Origin of the sequence: Shewanella sp. NKUCC01_JLK, from assembly GCF_019345615.1 — a bacterium.
Classification (GTDB): domain Bacteria; phylum Pseudomonadota; class Gammaproteobacteria; order Enterobacterales; family Shewanellaceae; genus Shewanella; species Shewanella oncorhynchi.
The window spans coordinates 154,050-170,393 of sequence record NZ_JAHKRD010000005.1; the positions used below are offsets into that span (position 1 = coordinate 154,050).

12 protein-coding genes are annotated in these 16,344 nt (G+C 42.0%); 9 read left to right on the top strand and 3 right to left on the bottom strand.

What is annotated here, in order from left to right; translation table 11 throughout:
- Positions 1 to 35: 35 nt before the first annotated feature.
- Together KO537_RS07300 and KO537_RS07305 are read right to left on the bottom strand one after the other, a co-directional pair.
- The gene (locus KO537_RS07300; protein ID WP_219234135.1) at positions 36 to 2,093 is read right to left on the bottom strand and encodes a PhoX family phosphatase; all 2,058 of its coding nucleotides are present in this window, start codon (positions 2,091 to 2,093) and stop codon (positions 36 to 38) included.
- Positions 2,094 to 2,512: 419 nt separating this feature from the next.
- The gene (locus tag KO537_RS07305) at positions 2,513 to 3,628 is read right to left on the bottom strand and encodes a tyrosine-type recombinase/integrase (RefSeq protein WP_219234136.1); all 1,116 of its coding nucleotides are present in this window, start codon (positions 3,626 to 3,628) and stop codon (positions 2,513 to 2,515) included.
- Between the two features lie 608 nt (positions 3,629 to 4,236).
- Here KO537_RS07305 and KO537_RS07310 point away from each other — a divergent pair.
- The 4 genes from KO537_RS07310 (at position 4,237) to KO537_RS07325 (ending at position 7,913) form a co-directional block, all read left to right on the top strand.
- Complete coding sequence (locus tag KO537_RS07310) at positions 4,237 to 4,776, top strand: hypothetical protein (RefSeq protein ID WP_011846790.1); 540 nt, start codon at positions 4,237 to 4,239, stop codon at positions 4,774 to 4,776.
- A 209-nt stretch (positions 4,777 to 4,985) separates the two neighbouring features.
- On the top strand, positions 4,986 to 5,324 hold the full coding sequence (locus KO537_RS07315) for a hypothetical protein (protein WP_219234137.1): 339 nt from the start codon (positions 4,986 to 4,988) through the stop codon (positions 5,322 to 5,324).
- Positions 5,325 to 5,656: 332 nt separating this feature from the next.
- Positions 5,657 to 7,645, top strand: coding sequence for a RecQ family ATP-dependent DNA helicase (locus tag KO537_RS07320; RefSeq protein ID WP_219234138.1), 1,989 nt, complete (start codon positions 5,657 to 5,659; stop codon positions 7,643 to 7,645).
- Positions 7,638 to 7,913 carry a hypothetical protein gene (locus KO537_RS07325; protein ID WP_028759892.1) on the top strand — a complete coding sequence of 92 codons (276 nt, stop codon included), beginning with the start codon at positions 7,638 to 7,640 and terminating at the stop codon, positions 7,911 to 7,913. Before KO537_RS07320 ends, KO537_RS07325 begins: the two co-directional genes overlap by 8 nt.
- Before the next feature lie 86 nt (positions 7,914 to 7,999).
- Here KO537_RS07325 and eco read toward each other — a convergent pair whose 3' ends face one another.
- On the bottom strand, positions 8,000 to 8,551 hold the full coding sequence (eco, locus tag KO537_RS07330) for a serine protease inhibitor ecotin (protein WP_028759893.1): 552 nt from the start codon (positions 8,549 to 8,551) through the stop codon (positions 8,000 to 8,002).
- 641 nt (positions 8,552 to 9,192) lie between these two features.
- Here eco and KO537_RS07335 point away from each other — a divergent pair.
- The 5 genes from KO537_RS07335 (at position 9,193) to KO537_RS07355 (ending at position 16,321) form a co-directional block, all read left to right on the top strand.
- Positions 9,193 to 10,425: a cation diffusion facilitator family transporter gene (locus KO537_RS07335; RefSeq protein WP_219234139.1), complete on the top strand. Its 1,233-nt coding sequence runs from the start codon at positions 9,193 to 9,195 to the stop codon at positions 10,423 to 10,425.
- On the top strand, positions 10,426 to 10,905 hold the full coding sequence (locus KO537_RS07340) for a MarR family transcriptional regulator (protein WP_173244777.1): 480 nt from the start codon (positions 10,426 to 10,428) through the stop codon (positions 10,903 to 10,905). It abuts the gene before it with no gap.
- Between the two features lie 211 nt (positions 10,906 to 11,116).
- Positions 11,117 to 13,210, top strand: coding sequence for a prolyl oligopeptidase family serine peptidase (locus tag KO537_RS07345; RefSeq protein WP_219234140.1), 2,094 nt, complete (start codon positions 11,117 to 11,119; stop codon positions 13,208 to 13,210).
- A gap of 268 nt (positions 13,211 to 13,478) precedes the next feature.
- Complete coding sequence (locus KO537_RS07350) at positions 13,479 to 15,104, top strand: phosphoethanolamine--lipid A transferase (protein WP_219234141.1); 1,626 nt, start codon at positions 13,479 to 13,481, stop codon at positions 15,102 to 15,104.
- A gap of 188 nt (positions 15,105 to 15,292) precedes the next feature.
- Positions 15,293 to 16,321: a GGDEF domain-containing protein gene (locus KO537_RS07355; protein WP_028759897.1), complete on the top strand. Its 1,029-nt coding sequence runs from the start codon at positions 15,293 to 15,295 to the stop codon at positions 16,319 to 16,321.
- The last annotated feature ends 23 nt before the right edge of the window (positions 16,322 to 16,344 follow it).

A 16,344-nucleotide genomic window follows, 5' to 3' on the forward strand; every position in this document is an offset into this window, starting at 1 on the left:
ATATTTAAGAAGATACCTCGCACAAGCATAATTGTTTATACCGCGACTTCTTTACCATCTAACTTACGGATAACGACCGTAGCGGCGCGAGGGCGTAATGTCGTGCCCGCAGGCGTTTTTTCAGCGGCATTGGACGAATAAGGCCAATTACCGGGATGCTGAATGTTAGCAAAAACAGAAGTGTAATCAGGGCTAATAGCAAAACCCGTAACCTCACAGTCGTTTGGTCCAACGAAGAAACGCTTTAATTCCATTTGGTTATCAGCCGTTACGCCGAGCTGTTTCTCTTGGCCATCAACAAGCGTTGAAGGCACTATTGCTAGCATCTGATCGTTGGTTTCTTCTGCGACCTCCTTGGCTCCATTGTCGGTTTGAACCCACAAAATACCGCGTTGATCGAAGGCTAAACCGTCTGGGCTGGCAAATTGGTTAAGATCTGTTAAGCCTGATAAGTTTGTTTCTGCGTTACCATCACTTGGTGATCCGAATACGAAGATATCCCATGTAAATTCAGTATCTTTGTCACTTTCATCCCAACGAATAATATGGCCAAAGTGGTTTTTCAATCTTGGGTTCGCTGGATTGGTTTCAGTTCGTTTTGAGTTGTTGGTTAGGGTCAAATAAATTGAACCTGTGAAAGGATCGACAGCACACCATTCAGGGCGATCCATAGGTGTTGCACCAACAAGATCCGCTGCGCCTGCGGTGTTCAAAATAATCTCGGCTAAGCTAGCGAAAGTATTGCCTAGGGTTTTTCCGTCCGTAGTCTGGCTATCTAAGGTTAAAGGCAACCAAACACCACCACCATTTGCATTAAACTTAGCTGCATATAAAGTACCTTCATTCATATACTTATCGCCAGTTTGTATGCGATTGCTGCTGTCAGCATCTTTTGCATCCCACGCCGCGGCCGAGACAAATTTATATAAGTATTCGAATTGTGAATCGTGACCAGAATAGAATACTACTGGCTTACCTTCGGTTAGCTTGCCAAAGGTACATCCCTCATGGCGGAAACGACCAAGCGCGGTACGTTTAACTGCGCGCGATGTTGGATTGAAAGGGTCAATTTCAACAATATAACCGTGACCATTCGCTTCATTACGATAGTCATCTTGAGCACTTGCACCTTTTGGCGTGACATCAAAACGCGCGAATTCATCGAGACGTTCTTCATCATGACCTGCAAGATCATCCCAGCCATAACGTGTGCTGGTTTTGCTGATCCCAATGCGATTTTGCTCGGCAGTTAACGTACCACGGTTTGCGAAATAGCCAGGCCAGTTTTCTTCACAGGTCAAATAAGTGCCCCAAGGAGTGTAACCATTGCCGCAGTTATTTAATGTACCGCGAGCCTGACTCCCGTCGGGAGAATAGCGGGTTTCGAGTAGAGAAGAGTAGGCGAGAGGACCGCTAATATCCATCACAGTCGCACCGGTGAATCGGCGGTTATGGTTATCATTGCTAACCACTTCCCATTGATTATTAACCAGTTTTATACGTACAACCGATACGCCATGGGCGTTGATTTCTTTACGTACCTCATCGATAATCGTGCGCAAACCTGAAGTAGGATCAAAAGTTTGTCCTGCAGGATGTAATGCAACTTCATCAATGTATTCATGGTTAATGCAAAGTAAACCGTCATTACCCGAATCATTTAATGGAAAGAAATGCATGCCATCATGGTGCATACCGACTGAGTTCGCTTGGTCATCGGCAGTGTTACTACCATCGCTTTTCCATGGTGCTGCTTTTGCATTTAATGGCGTGCCCCATGGTGCAAGTACCTGCGCTGTATAGCCTTCTGGCACAACGACGGCATCTAAACGAGAACCCGCAACTGACGTAAAGTTTAGCTTGGCGGTACTTTTTGTCGGTGGCAAAGGTGTCACTGGATCAACAGGTTTTGTAACGGGTGTGTCATCTGATCCGCAAGCAGTTAAGCCTACACTGGCAAAAGCTGTCATAGCACTGAGGCCTAAACCACTTTTTACGAAGTTACGGCGAGATAAATGTTTATCCAACACTTGGTTAAATGGCTCGTTATTACTTTTATTATAAAGTGTAGGATCAAAGGTGGCCTTACTCATATATTACTCCGGCTAGTACGATGGATTAAATTCGTGACTAAGGCTAAAGTATCAATATGACAATAAAGATGATTTTATATTACAATAATACTGCAGTGAGCAATAAACCCGATATGCTATGAAAATGTTAACCTGCAGTTTGCTATGGTCTAAGCTGCTGATGTCAAAGTACCTCAATTAGAATTTTTACTCTGTCATAATGTCAAATCTTGTATCCAAGATAAAAATATATAATGTGAAATTATTGCTTTAATTATTTTTCAAATTAAAAATTGGAAATAATTTTAATATAAATTACTGAATATCATTTTTATTCATAAACATGATAGGTTTATTTTAACGTTATAATTGCTATTTTATTTTAGGTAAAAAAATAACTGATTCTTATTGAGTCATGATCTAGTTTGGTCTTTTGGGTTTTAGTCTCTTGGTTTTAAATAATGGCGAAGTGAGCGCGGATCGGTATGGCCAGTTCTGGCCATAATGTATAAATGATCTTTATCATTTTCATAGAGTTGAGTGACACAACCACTACGCAGACTGTGGGCGCCATAAAACTTTGCAGGTAGGCCCGCTTTTGTGCAATATTTTTTAATGATGCGATAAATATCATCTCCCGTGAGAAAACCACTATTTTTATGTAGACTTGAATTAGCTTCAGAGTGATGTTCTACTATTTGATAAGGGCGTAAATATTTCCCATCACGGGAAAGCGATCTAAATAAATGTCCATCCTCTATATTGGCTAGTGATAACCAATTTTTTACCGCGCTGAGAGCTGCAAAAGGTTCATGATCCGGCAGGTCTTTCCATTCCCGTTGACCTTGCTGATTACTCTTCGAATAAGGTAGGCGAACTTTTAGCTTATTGCGTAAAAAACTGACATATTGAACTTTTATATCTGCAAGTTCAGAACGGCGAAACCCACCTTGTAATCCTAACTGAATAATGGCTTTGTCTCTTGCTCGGGTTAATGGCTGCACTTGTTCATCGATAGCTTGAATGAGCATTTCCACTTCATCATACATAATCGGTTGTTGATCATAATCACTCACATGGCGAGATTGATTTCTGCTCAAGCCACGCATCACTCTGATCACCAGTGTATGTTCGGTAGGCGAGTGGAATCCTGCTTGAATATGATGGTAGCGAATGGCTGCCAACCTTGTGGTTAATGTTTGCTTTGAAAGTTGAACGCCAGTGCTTTCTTGGATCAGTTCTTTTTGATGACCAATAAATGAAATTACGCTTCTTGGATCTGCGGGCAGGGCCTGCAGTTGGTGTTCGGCACAATAACGGCTAAATAGACTAAAGCTCGTATTATAAACACGGCGGGTGTTGGCTGAAATTTCATATTCAGTTTCTTCGGCAGCACTTAAATAATCACTTCGAACAGATTGTGGCAGGAAAGTCTCTTCAAAAAAACGTGGCTGTTCAGCACAGTTATTATTGTGATGCTCTGATCCTGTCACTTTTTCATTCGTTACATTGGTGTTATTTTGAGCATTACTATTTGTCCGGATCATTTTAGACATGCCGTTGAAGTGACCTGATATCGAATTAAGAAGGCGTAATTATACGCAAATCACACCTACATCTACCAGTGATAATCGTCATTATCACTGGTAGAGTGCTTATTTGTTCAAATAAACTTCTGTTATCGGAATAGGGCGCATTAAATAACATTTAGCTGGATTATTTAGTTTAAAAAACAGCCAAGATAAATCTATTCTAACAATGGCGATTAATTAAGCGGATATAAAAATAAAGGCAATAATAGTATGAAATTCGTACTTTCCCTATGCGGTGGTTTCTAACTTGGTTAGCCACAGAAGCATAATTTTAAAGAATGGTATAACCATTCTATTGGTTTGCATGAATGGCATGCCGCGAAAACTTGGCTTGTGTGTCGGGTGAAATTTAAGCTAATAACGACAACCGCTTATCTGGTACTTGACGTGATATGATTTGAGCTATTTCTGCCAAAGGCAAAATGAAGCATAAGGGATCGATTCCCAACCAATAAAATGGTTGAACCAATAAAATGGTTGAACCATATATTAATACTTATCGATTTGTACTAGCATGAGGTCCCATTTATGTCATCCGCATTAAACGCGTGCTTAACTAAAGAAACGTATTTATGGAACCGCAAGCTTGGATATATCAACAAGACAAACCGACAGCAGGGAGAAAATTATTATTGCTTGAGGAAGCAGAATTAATTTTTGCCTTACCCTTAATTTATCGCCTTATCAATCCTGAAGCTGTGGCATCTAAACCAGATTGGTTTTGTGACGCTGAGTTACAAACGGTTTCCTATACTGAGTTGGTGACACAATTAAATGAATTGGTCCGATTACGTAAAAAGACACAGCGACTCGACAATGAGCTTAAGAATGTAAACAAAATGCTCAATCAGTATTTTACTGATTTGGGTTGGCGCATGGTTCGTAAAGAGCTATCTCAAATAAAAAAGCGTCAGAAAAAATCCCATATAGAGGTAAGTAGGGATATTATTCAGAGATTAAAGCGTTATATGGAGACACAAAAATTAGACAGTTTTGATCAGGCGATTGATAACTTATTGTCAGAGCATGATGCCGATATCTCACAAAGCCATTTGCAGCATCCAGATGACCTAGATGACAATATGAGTGTCGACGATATGCTTGATGAATAATCTCTGGCTTGTCTCGTCCTGAAATAAAATGGGCAGAGTTAAGTTCTGTTGATCTTTATTATGACGTCGCAATATCGCCTAAAATGAATTTGTTAATAATCGCTTAAATGAGCAAGTAAGCCGTGACTTATCTGTGCAGACACGTAAAATTGCTGTTAAGTTTAAAGGGATATTTTAAGTTTAAGACTCGGTAACATGGGGCATCAGAAATGAGTGTAAGCATTGAAAATGATAGGAAAATTGCTGTCCTGTGCCGAATTGAGCCTGGCTGTCTCGGACCTGATGGTGTGGATCATATTGAGGCTTTTTGTGCTTTGGCCCAGAAAGCGATGCAACATTTCGACGTCGATGTTGGCACTTGGTTGCTGATCCCAAGATACGATAAAACCTTGGAAGAGATGCAATACAGTGTTGCCAATAAATTACTTTCCCGCGAACAAGCGGCTAAATATCTTGTCTCTATCGGACGTGATATTGATAGTTTTGAAGAAAGATTTCAGGATAAACTCACCTCGCTGATTAATTTATACCTTGCGAGAAAACCTTAAAATGAAGACTGCATGTTGCCGAGATGAACCTAAGCTCTAGCCTCGGCGCTTACCTTGTCGCTCATTTTTTAAAGCCGTTTTTATTTTCGCATTCAATTTTTTATAAAAATAGTCAATTACTTCTTATAAAATCAATAGATTAACCGTCACACTTTATCTGCGGCATCATGGTTTTCAACTGATAAATTCAGCTCCAAAACTCAGTTGTCGGTAATTAACTCCGTAAAGTACCTCAAAATTTGCTAGACTAGTCGACTCACTTAATGCTGAATCTTTTTCTTGCGGTATACCCGAATTTTTTGGGTGGTAAGGATGAGTGTAAAGGACGGTTGATGTTCAATCCCATTCCAGAAACCAATCCATACATTAGTTTGTTGCAGCAGGATTTCGGGTTTTCTGAATTTCGGCCTGGCCAAGCGCAAACGATAACACAACTGTTGGCGGGGAAGTCGAGTTTAGCGATTTTTCCGACGGGTTCTGGTAAATCCCTTTGTTATCAATTTACAGCATTGCAGTTACCCCATTTGAGTTTAGTGATTTCGCCTTTACTCGCCTTGATGAAAGATCAGCTGGAATTTTTACAATCTAAGGGAATTAATGCGGCCAGCATAGATTCAACCTTAAGCGTCGAGCAGAGTCAGCAAGTGATGGCAGATGCGCGCTCTGGCAAGCTGAAAATCTTAATGGTGTCGGTGGAGCGTTTCAAAAATGAACGTTTTCGGCAATTTATTCAATCGGTTCCGCTGTCCATGCTGATCGTCGATGAAGCGCATTGTATTTCAGAGTGGGGCCATAATTTTCGGCCCGATTATCTTAAATTGCCCGATTATCGGCGCGAGCTTGAGATCCCATTGGTACTGTTATTGACGGCCACCGCGACACGTAAAGTGAAACTGGATATGGCCAAGCGCTTCGATATAGCGCCCGAACACATAGTACAAACGGGATTTTATCGACCCAATTTAGATTTGACTGTTCTGCCTGTATCAACGCAAGAGAAGAATGCTTTACTGGTTAAGCAGATTGCATCATTCTCAGGTGCCGGTATTGTGTATGTAACTTTGCAGCAAACCGCCGAAACGGTCGCACGACTTTTGAGCCAACAAGGTATCGTCGCCAGTGCCTATCATGCTGGATTTGAAGATGAAAAACGTCAACAAATTCAAAATGATTTTATGCAGGATAAGCTGCAAGTGGTAGTGGCAACCATCGCCTTTGGTATGGGAATCGATAAGAGCAATATCCGTTTTGTGATCCACTATGATTTGCCTAAATCCATTGAAAACTACAGTCAAGAAATCGGCAGAGCAGGGCGTGATGGTGCATTATCCCATTGTGTGACTTTAGCCAATCTTGACGGACTCAATACCGTTGAAAATTTTGTGTATGGCGATACGCCTGAGCGAGAAGGTATAGCGCAAGTCATTGAAGCAATTCGACTTGAACAAGATTCTGGTCAGTGGGAATGTCAGCTTAATGGCGTGTCGACGGCGAGTAATATTCGCCAGTTGCCGTTAAAAACGTTACTTGTGCAGCTAGAAATTCTAGGTGTGGTTAAGCCGTTATTTGCTTACTACGCCGATGTTAATTACAAATTTTTAGTGGATAAACATGTCATTCTGAGCCGCTTTAATCCAGAGCGGCAGGCCTTTTTGACGCAAATTTTTAATCATACGCAGATGAAGAAAATATGGGGCGCATTAGATTTTGATGCCTTGTACAGTGCAACGGGCCATGAACGCAGTCGCGTGTTGGCCGCGCTGGAATATTTAGCTGAACATCAGTTGATTGAATTAGAAACCAAACGAATTACTGATGTTTATCGGGTGGATGTTGCCGCATTAGCGCGTCCGGAACTCATCGATGAGCTGTACCATTATTTTATTGATAAAGAGCAGAAAGAAATTGCGCGAATAGCGCAGTTAGTCCGCTTTTTTGAACTTGAGACGTGCTTAAGCCACAATTTATCCCGTTATTTTGATGATAATGAGACGCCGGCTTTCTGCGGTCATTGCAGTGTCTGCCGCGGCAATTTTGCTAAGTTGAGTTATTCGACGGAACCGACTTGGCCGACAGATCAGCAGATGTTGGCTGATTTACATGAGTTGAAGCACCATTTAACGGCCAAAGGCATAGATGCTTTATCACTTGATACCTATTGTCGTTGCCTTGCTGGCATGTCAGTTCCTTTGGTGAGTCGTTTTCAAGTGCGTAAGTTGAGTGGTTTCGGCCGCTGTGAAAAATTGAGATATGCTGAAATTAAACAGAAAGTTGAGTCACTGTTGTCGCAACTAGATGATAAAAGAGTTGAACATGAATAAGGCCGTAAAAAAGATGTTAGCCACCCATGAACATTTGGTTCACTCTGAAGGTGTGACTGTGGTTTCGCATATGCAAAGGGAAAAAGCGGAGTGGATACAACATACTGTTATGATTGAAGATTGTGACGTGCCGTTTAAATTTAGACGGGTCAAAAAGTATCGTAATCTGCAAGGGCAAAAGATCAATGTCATCTATTACCCAGAGACAGAAACTGTGGCAGGTTTTGAAATAGAAATTATGCAAGTCGTTAGAATTAAACGATTCTAGTTAATGCGCTTCGAGTCTTTGCTTTTATCAATCAGCAAAGACTCGAAGCGCATTTGATTGATGACGCAAGAGTTAAATTCGGCTATTTACTTGGAATATTGATAGGTTGAATCTACTTTCCAAGTTCTGAAACGCAGTTCAGCGCCTTCTGGTAGATAAAACACCTTAGGCAAGCGACTGTCATAGCGCATTTTTAGTTCACCCGGAATACGTACAAAAGCTTCTTTCTTCGCCAATTCGAAACAGGCCATCATAGTGCTTGGGCCTTCAGCGATTTCATCCACTTGATAGTAGTTATAACCCCAACCTTGCACTGTCAGTTCCTTCAATTCCCCGTTTAATCCATGCTTATTGCAATCAACCATTTGAGTCTGACCAATTTGGATTTCGACCATGTAGTCATCTTCGTTTTCTAATTTAGGTAAACTTAAAATGTGCTGCACCATACCTGCTGCCGGAGCAGGGAACATCTTAGTGGCTTCCTGTGCGCTGTAATCTTTTGGATCGAAACGTTGAATACTGATCATAGGCGCATTTAACCCTGTTGGATGTGGTGGGCTCACCGCCGCGGCATTGAATGACAATAGTGCAAATGCAAGGGGAACAGTGCTAACGCTAAATAAGGTCTTCAATTTCATTTTGTTTCTCCTAATCGAACTGAATTGATGTCGATAAATTTGTCTGTGTTCTGCTCCCTATAAACGCAGCAGAGGTAAAAAAGGGTTAAATTATTCAATAAAAAATCGATTTTTTATTCAAATAATCTTTATCAATCTGGATAATAAGGGTTAATTACACTTTCCAATGACTTATTTTGTTAAGTTCGCAGCTATTTCAATTCTTTGCTGTGGCTGTTTTATGACTCATATCATGCGAAAAATATACGAAATAGCCTAGATAAAAACCTTAAAACTTGGATTTCAACTTGCACTGAAAAGCCACCGCTGTGTCTGTCTATAACTGCATAAGGCTGTAATAAAGCCAATCTAACTCAGCTATGTGAGCTTTTTTTACTCATAAATCAAGCGCTAATCCATTAAACCTTGCCTGATATCCTTTGCCTAGTCTAGCTGCCTATCTTAATTTACATATCAGTGTCTCGACTGATGGCAGGAGAGCAGATGCATTATGGGGATCCAAATACACGTTTAAAAGTTTGAAAACAGTATATCTTGATAAATAGTTAATTTGATCTTCATATATTTTGATTTTCAAACTATAATTCAAGCGACGAGTTTTTCACCATTAATAGCGATAGAAATGGAACAGGGGCCATACAATGAAATCAATGACAGCCGAGCAAGCGACAGGGCATCAAGCTACTACGGGAAGCAGCCAAGGGCACTCACTCGCCCAATGGCAGCACGCCCATGAGTTTTCCAGTCAGAACCGCGATGGCGAGAAGAACACTCGCTATGTACTGTATTTAACCGTGATCACTATGGTGGCTGAAATTGCTGCCGGAACCATCTACGGTTCTATGGCACTGCTCGCCGACGGTTGGCACATGGGAACCCATGCCGCGGCCTTTATGATCACGTTATTCGCCTATTCCTATGCCCGTAAACACGCTAACGATCCTGCATTTGCTTTCGGTACTGGCAAAGTGAGTGTGCTTGGCGGTTATACCAGCGCAATAGCGCTAGGACTTGTGGCACTGGTGATGTTGATTGAATCGGGAATGCGACTGATTAACCCTGAGCAAATCCATTTTAACGAAGCCATATTTGTGGCTGTCATAGGTTTGAGCGTTAATGTGCTGAGTGTATTTTTACTCAAGGATCACCATACCCACGACCATGGGCACACTCATGGTCATAGTCACGATCATGGACATCAAGATGATCATGAAGACGAGCATGCTCATCACAGCTGCGAAGCACACTCCTCCCATGACGATCACGTCCATACGGCTCATTCACATGGTGCGGGTCCACATACACATGATGACTCACATGCACACGATGAAAGTCATCAAGATCATAGCCATTGCCATCATAAACAGGAGCACCATGTTGCTCAGCATGAGCATGAGCATGAGAGTCAGAAGGCACACGGTGGTCATGATCACAACCTACGCGCCGCCTATTTTCACGTATTAGCCGATGCGTTAACGTCAGTGCTCGCCATTGCGGCCTTGTTGTTTGGTAAATACATGGGACTGACTTGGCTCGATCCGGTTATGGGTATAGTGGGTGCTGTGATTATTAGCCGTTGGTCATGGGGACTCATTCAGCAAACGAGTCCTATCTTACTTGACGGTGGTGTTAAAGCGTCATTGCAGCGTAAGGTCGTGGAAACTCTTGAGGCCGTACCGGATCATCAAGTGGCCGATTTACATCTTTGGCGAGTGAGTGCCGATCACCATGCTATTATGGTGTCTATCGTGTCCCATTCACCGAAAGATGTCAGTTATTTTAATCAGTTACTGTCACAATTTCCTGAATTGGCTCATATCACTATTGAACTCCATACTTGTCGTCAGCGCGAGTGTATGGTTAAGGAAGCCTAAATGACTGTTGAACATCATCATTCATCAAACCTGAATTTAACGACTGCTCATTCAACGGCCGCACATTCAACAGATCATGCATTAAATCATGTGATTATTGAATTTTACGAAAAGCTGTCGTCTTGGGAACACGCCATTGTACGTGACAAAGGTTTTAGCCTATCGCAGGTGCACACCATTGAGTTACTCGGCGTGCACGGCGCTATGAGGATGAAAGAACTGGCGGATAAAATTGGTGTCACAACAGGTACACTAACGGTTCAAATCGACAAAATGGTTGAAGCTGAGTGGGTTGTACGTCGTCCCCATGAAACCGATCGTCGTTCAATTCTGGTGGAGTTAACCGAAAAGGGTCAAACTTTGTTCCTCGAACATGATGCATTACATCTACAACTCACCACAGATCTCACCGCTAAAATGAGCAGTGAGGAACGAATCGTACTGCTCAATTTGTTGTCTCGTATGAATAACGAGTTTTAATTTACCCTATTTCATCCACTAAAAAGCGTCCCTCGTGGACGCTTTTTTATAGCATGACATCTTTAAAAACGCGATTCATTCTAGATTAATCATCAGCTATTACAGTACCTTACCTTTTGTTACATTCTTGTTGGATTAATAGTTGAACTGGATATTAATTAAGGTAATGTAAGGGCAGATCTCAAGATGGACTTTGTTTAAAAGGAATAGAATGAATAATAAATTACTGCCTTTGTGCATTGCAGGAGTGCTCGGTATGAGCGGTCAACTTCACGCAGAAGAAGATAAATACATTTGGTTAGAAGATGTTGAAGGCGCAAAGCCGATGGAATGGGTGAAAACCCAAAATGCTGCATCTGCCGCCGAAATTAAAGCGTTTAAAGGTTTTGATACCTTAGTGGCGAACAGTCTCGCCATCCTGAACGATAAAGAACGCATTCCCTACGCGACCCACATTGGCGACAAGTTATACAACTTTTGGAAGGATGACACCCATGTGCGCGGTATTTACCGCCGTACTACCATGGAAGAATATGCCAAGGCCGATCCTAAATGGGAGACTGTGCTTGATATCGATGCCTTAGGTAAAGCTGAATCCGTCAATTGGGTATTTAAGGATATTAGCTGTCAGTATCCCGAAAATGAGCGCTGTTTTGTCTCACTTTCCCGCGGCGGTGCCGATGCGGTGGAAGTGCGAGAATTTAATTTAAATACTAAATCCTTTGTTGCCACCAAAGATAAGCCATTCTTTTTAAAAGAAGCCAAATCAAGTCTGAGCTGGATAGATAAAGACCACGCCTTTGTCGGTACTGATTTTGGTGATGGTCAAAGCATGACTGACTCAGGTTATCCACGGGAGGTGAAACTCTGGCAACGTGGTACAGCACTCGAGCAAGCGAAACCGATTTTCACTGGTGACAAAACCTCTGTCGCTGTATCAGGCTGGGTTTTATTCGATGATAAAACACCGCTGAGTTTAGTCACCGAGGCACATACTTTTTATACCGCCAGCCAATATGTCTATCAAGATGGCAAACTCATAGGGTTGCCATTACCTCAAGATGCTGAGATTAAAGGTTATTTTGAAGGTAAGTTATTTATTGAGTTAAAGAGCGATTTAATCAACAAAGACGGTAACTTTAAGCAAGGCGCGGTCGTGTATGCCGATGTGGCGGATCTTATCGCCCAAAAAGCCAAATTCAGTTTATTTGTGAGCCCGACTCAGACCGCATCGATAGCGCAGCTTAGTTTTAGTAAGAGTGCGATTTTCGTGAATTGGCTCGATAACGTGAAAAGCAAATTAGTACGGTATGAGCAAGACGAAAAGGGCGCTTGGCAAAGCACCCAAGTCCCATTCGAAGCGAATGGCGCCCTGACGGTAATGGACGTTGAGCAAGACAGTGATGATTTTTTCGTGAATTACACCAGTTTTCTTGAGCCTTCAAGCCTCTATACGGTTAATGCAAAAACCTTAAATCCGAAGAAAATTAAAGGTATGCCGCAACAGTTTGCTGCGGATAAGTTTAAAACTGAGCAATACTTTGCGACGTCTAAAGATGGCACTAAAGTACCGTACTTTGTGGTGATGGCTAAGGATCTTAAGTTAGATGGCACTAATCCTACGCTACTTTATGGCTATGGTGGGTTTGAAGTCTCACTGCGTCCATCCTATTCGGCCACCATTGGTAAGAATTGGTTAGAGCAGGGCGGCGTATATGTGTTATCTAACATTCGTGGCGGTGGCGAATATGGCCCAGCTTGGCATCAAGCGGCGTTAAAGCCAAATCGACATAAAGCCTATGAGGATTTCGAGGCAATAGCGGAAGATTTGATTGCCCGTAAAATCACGTCAAGCAAACATTTAGGCATCCAAGGTGGCAGCAACGGTGGCCTGTTAATGGGGGCGGCATTTACCCGCAGACCGGATCTGTACAACGCTGTCGTGTGCCAAGTACCTCTGCTTGACATGTTTAGATTCAATAAGTTACTCGCCGGTGCCAGCTGGATGGGCGAATATGGTAATCCGGATATTCCTGAGGAATGGGCTTACATTAAAACGTACTCTCCGTACCATAATCTGCATAAAGACGTGCATTATCCAAAGGTCTTTTTCACCACATCGACCCGTGATGATAGGGTTCACCCAGGTCACGCCCGTAAGATGGTTGCTAAGATGAAAGACATGGGAATTGATGTCTTGTACTACGAAAATATTGAAGGTGGCCACGCCGGCGCTGCAGATAATAATCAAGCTGCGGAACTTAATTCAATGGCGTTTGCCTACTTATTACAGCAATTAAGATAATTACCGCTGGGTTAGCATGAATTGTTAACTCTTCACTGGTAAAACTGAGCAAGACCCTAATAGGTTGGGGAGCAGAAAACGGTCGAACTTATTGAGGTTCGGCCGTTTTTTTAAGTTTATTATTTAATGTTAACAATACCCACAGATAATTTGAGCCATTGCCGAGAGCTTGCTACTATTGCGAAAAAATTTCACTGTCAAAGGCTAAGACTACCTTAAGAATACTAAGTTATTCTCGACAAACAACTAATTTGAGTGAGAGCTATCAGTGTTAGCAAGATTTAAGACTCTATCGGTGAATCGATTCACTTTTATCACAGCGTTATTTTACGTCTGTATTTTCAATATCCCATTGTTTGGCATCATTAAGAAAGGCATTGAAAAACAACCTGATGTCGATCCTATCTTCATCGCTACTGTGCCGTTGTTTTTAACCTTTGCACTCAGTTTTGTATTTTCCTTATTTACGGTGAAGTATCTCGTTAAACCGTTTTTCATCTTACTCACCTTGTTATCATCGAGTGTGTTCTTCGCTGCCTACCAATACAATGTCGTCTTCGATTACGGCATGATAGAAAACACTTTTCAAACCAATCATGCCGAAGCGTTCATGTATGTGAATTTCGCTTCGATAATGAATATGTTACTGACTGGGATTTTACCCGCATACCTTATCTATAAAGCGGATATTCAGTACAAACCTTTCCTAAAAGAACTACTGCATAAAGTGCTTTTTATGCTAGCGATGTTGGCAGGACTGGGCATTATTGCTTTCTTCTATTTTCAAGATTACGCGGCTTTTGGCCGTAACAACGACGAGCTAAAACGTTATATCGTGCCGACATATTTTATCGGCGCTGTCTCTAAGTACATCAATGTGCAGTACTTGCAAACGCCAATGGAATATCAGCAACTTGGCCTCGATGCAAAAAATGTCAGTGCCAACTCAAATGGAAAACCGAATTTATTAGTTCTAGTCGTGGGGGAAACCGCGCGTTCAATGAGTTATCAGTATTATGGCTACGACAAGCCAACCAACGCTCATACCCAAGACCAAGGATTAATAGTCTTTAAAGATACCCATTCATGTGGCACGGCAACGGCGGTATCTTTGCCTTGCATGTTTTCTCGCATGGGACGGGAAGATTACGATTCACGCCGTGCCTATGCTCAAGACACCGCCGTTGATGTGTTGGATCATGGCGGTATTAAAGTGCAGTGGTTTGACAATGATTCTGGCTGTAAAGGGGTGTGTGACCAAGTTGAAAACATAACCATTGATTTGAACAGTGATCCTAAGTTGTGCACTGGCCAATATTGTTTCGACCAAGTGTTACTGAACAAATTAGATGAAGCCTTAGCCAACGCAGAACGCAAAGATACTGTGATTGTATTGCATGTTATTGGTAGTCATGGCCCGACTTATTTCTTACGTTATCCAGCAGAACACCGTAAGTTCACACCGGATTGTCAGCGCAGTGATATACAAAACTGCAGTGAAGATGAGCTGATGAATACCTATGACAATAGTATTTTGTACACTGACTATATTATTAGCGAAGTGGTTAAAAAGTTAGAAAACCAACAAGATAAATTTGATCCAGCCATGTTGTATCTGAGCGATCATGGCGAGTCTTTAGGCGAAAAAGGCATGTATTTACATGGCGCGCCTTACAGTATCGCACCGATTGAGCAGACGAGCATTCCTATGCTTGCTTGGGTGTCAAAAGATTTTAGCAAAGATAATCAATTGGATATGGATTGTTTGGCTGAGCATGCGGCGAAAGGTGGTTTCTCTCATGACAATTTATTCGATAGTCTATTGGGACTAATGAATATCAAAACTGAGGTATATCAGCCTGAATTAGATATCTTTGCTCGCTGCCGTGGTTAATTGTGGACTTAATTGTCGCGAGGTTTAGCTCGTTCTAGTTGGTTCGGTACCGTGATGAGGAAGAGGATGGCAACATCCTCTTTTCTTTTGCTCCCTGTCATAATAATTGATTTCTCCCATATCCAAATCGAATCAGTTGAGTTAACTTAATATATACAAAAACATAACAAATTTATGGTTCGCGATTTATGTCTTCTACTGCAGAAAATAAAGAACTTGATTCTGCCGCGCAAATTTTGCGTTTGGCCGTGCCGCAAATGTCTGCCCTCGATATTCCTGTTACTCCTGAAAATTACACTGTTTGGTATGAATATTTTGCAGGTACAAATCTCGATTTAAATCGCGCGATTGATGGTTTTTTGGCGAATTCTGTCTCTTTTACCAAGGAAGTTAATACCAGTCTTTATAAAACCTTTATCCAAGAACAGTCACCAGAAGTAATTGAAAATGTTCAGATTGAAACACAAATCTTGATCAATAGCCTGTTGAATAAAATCAGCCAGTTGAGTCAAGGAACCGCGGCATTTTCTGGCTCATTAGCCGAGTTTGGTTTGCGATTACAAACTAATCCCGATATCAATACCTTAAACGAGCTGGTTGATGGTGTGGTCGATGAGATGCAGATGCTACTTATCAACAACCGTGAGATGGAGCAAAGTCTGTGTACCATGGGTCAAGAAGTACAAAATCTTAAATCTGAAATGGAAAATCTTAGCCTCGCGGCGATGACAGACCAATTAACGTCTCTGCATAATCGCCGCGCCTATGAATTGAGTATTCAGGATCAAATCTACCGTTCTCAAGATCACCAGACCCGCTGTAGTCTCTTACTGATTGATATCGATAATTTTAAAGCCTTTAACGACACCTATGGTCATTTAACGGGTGATAAAGTATTGGCCTATGTCGCATTAGCCTTAAAGCAATGTGTGCGTGGGGATGACTTTGTTGCGCGTTATGGCGGCGAAGAATTTGTGGTGGTGCTACCTAACACCCATTTTCACGACGCATTGCAAGTGGCTGAAAATCTGCGTGAACGTATTTCTGAGCGGCGCTTAACGGTAGGGAAAGACAAAAAACTTTCCCTTGGCGCGATTACTGTCTCGATTGGGATGGCCTCATTGCAACAGGGTGATGATGCTGAAACGCTGTTTAGTCGCGCCGATAAAGCACTGTACCAAGCTAAGTCTGAAGGCCGTAACTGTGTTAGAGGCTGAGAATGTGGGTACGAGTGTCGATG

Coding starts and splice junctions, on each gene's coding strand:
- KO537_RS07340 (WP_173244777.1), top strand. CDS start 10,426: ATGACTGTTGAACATCATCATTCATCAAACCTGAATTTAACGACTGCT.
- KO537_RS07345 (WP_219234140.1), top strand. CDS start 11,117: ATGAATAATAAATTACTGCCTTTGTGCATTGCAGGAGTGCTCGGTATG.
- eco (WP_028759893.1), bottom strand. CDS start 8,551: ATGAAATTGAAGACCTTATTTAGCGTTAGCACTGTTCCCCTTGCATTT.
- KO537_RS07310 (WP_011846790.1), top strand. CDS start 4,237: ATGGAACCGCAAGCTTGGATATATCAACAAGACAAACCGACAGCAGGG.
- KO537_RS07320 (WP_219234138.1), top strand. CDS start 5,657: ATGTTCAATCCCATTCCAGAAACCAATCCATACATTAGTTTGTTGCAG.
- KO537_RS07305 (WP_219234136.1), bottom strand. CDS start 3,628: ATGTCTAAAATGATCCGGACAAATAGTAATGCTCAAAATAACACCAAT.
- KO537_RS07355 (WP_028759897.1), top strand. CDS start 15,293: ATGTCTTCTACTGCAGAAAATAAAGAACTTGATTCTGCCGCGCAAATT.
- KO537_RS07300 (WP_219234135.1), bottom strand. CDS start 2,093: ATGAGTAAGGCCACCTTTGATCCTACACTTTATAATAAAAGTAATAAC.
- KO537_RS07335 (WP_219234139.1), top strand. CDS start 9,193: ATGAAATCAATGACAGCCGAGCAAGCGACAGGGCATCAAGCTACTACG.
- KO537_RS07315 (WP_219234137.1), top strand. CDS start 4,986: ATGAGTGTAAGCATTGAAAATGATAGGAAAATTGCTGTCCTGTGCCGA.
- KO537_RS07325 (WP_028759892.1), top strand. CDS start 7,638: ATGAATAAGGCCGTAAAAAAGATGTTAGCCACCCATGAACATTTGGTT.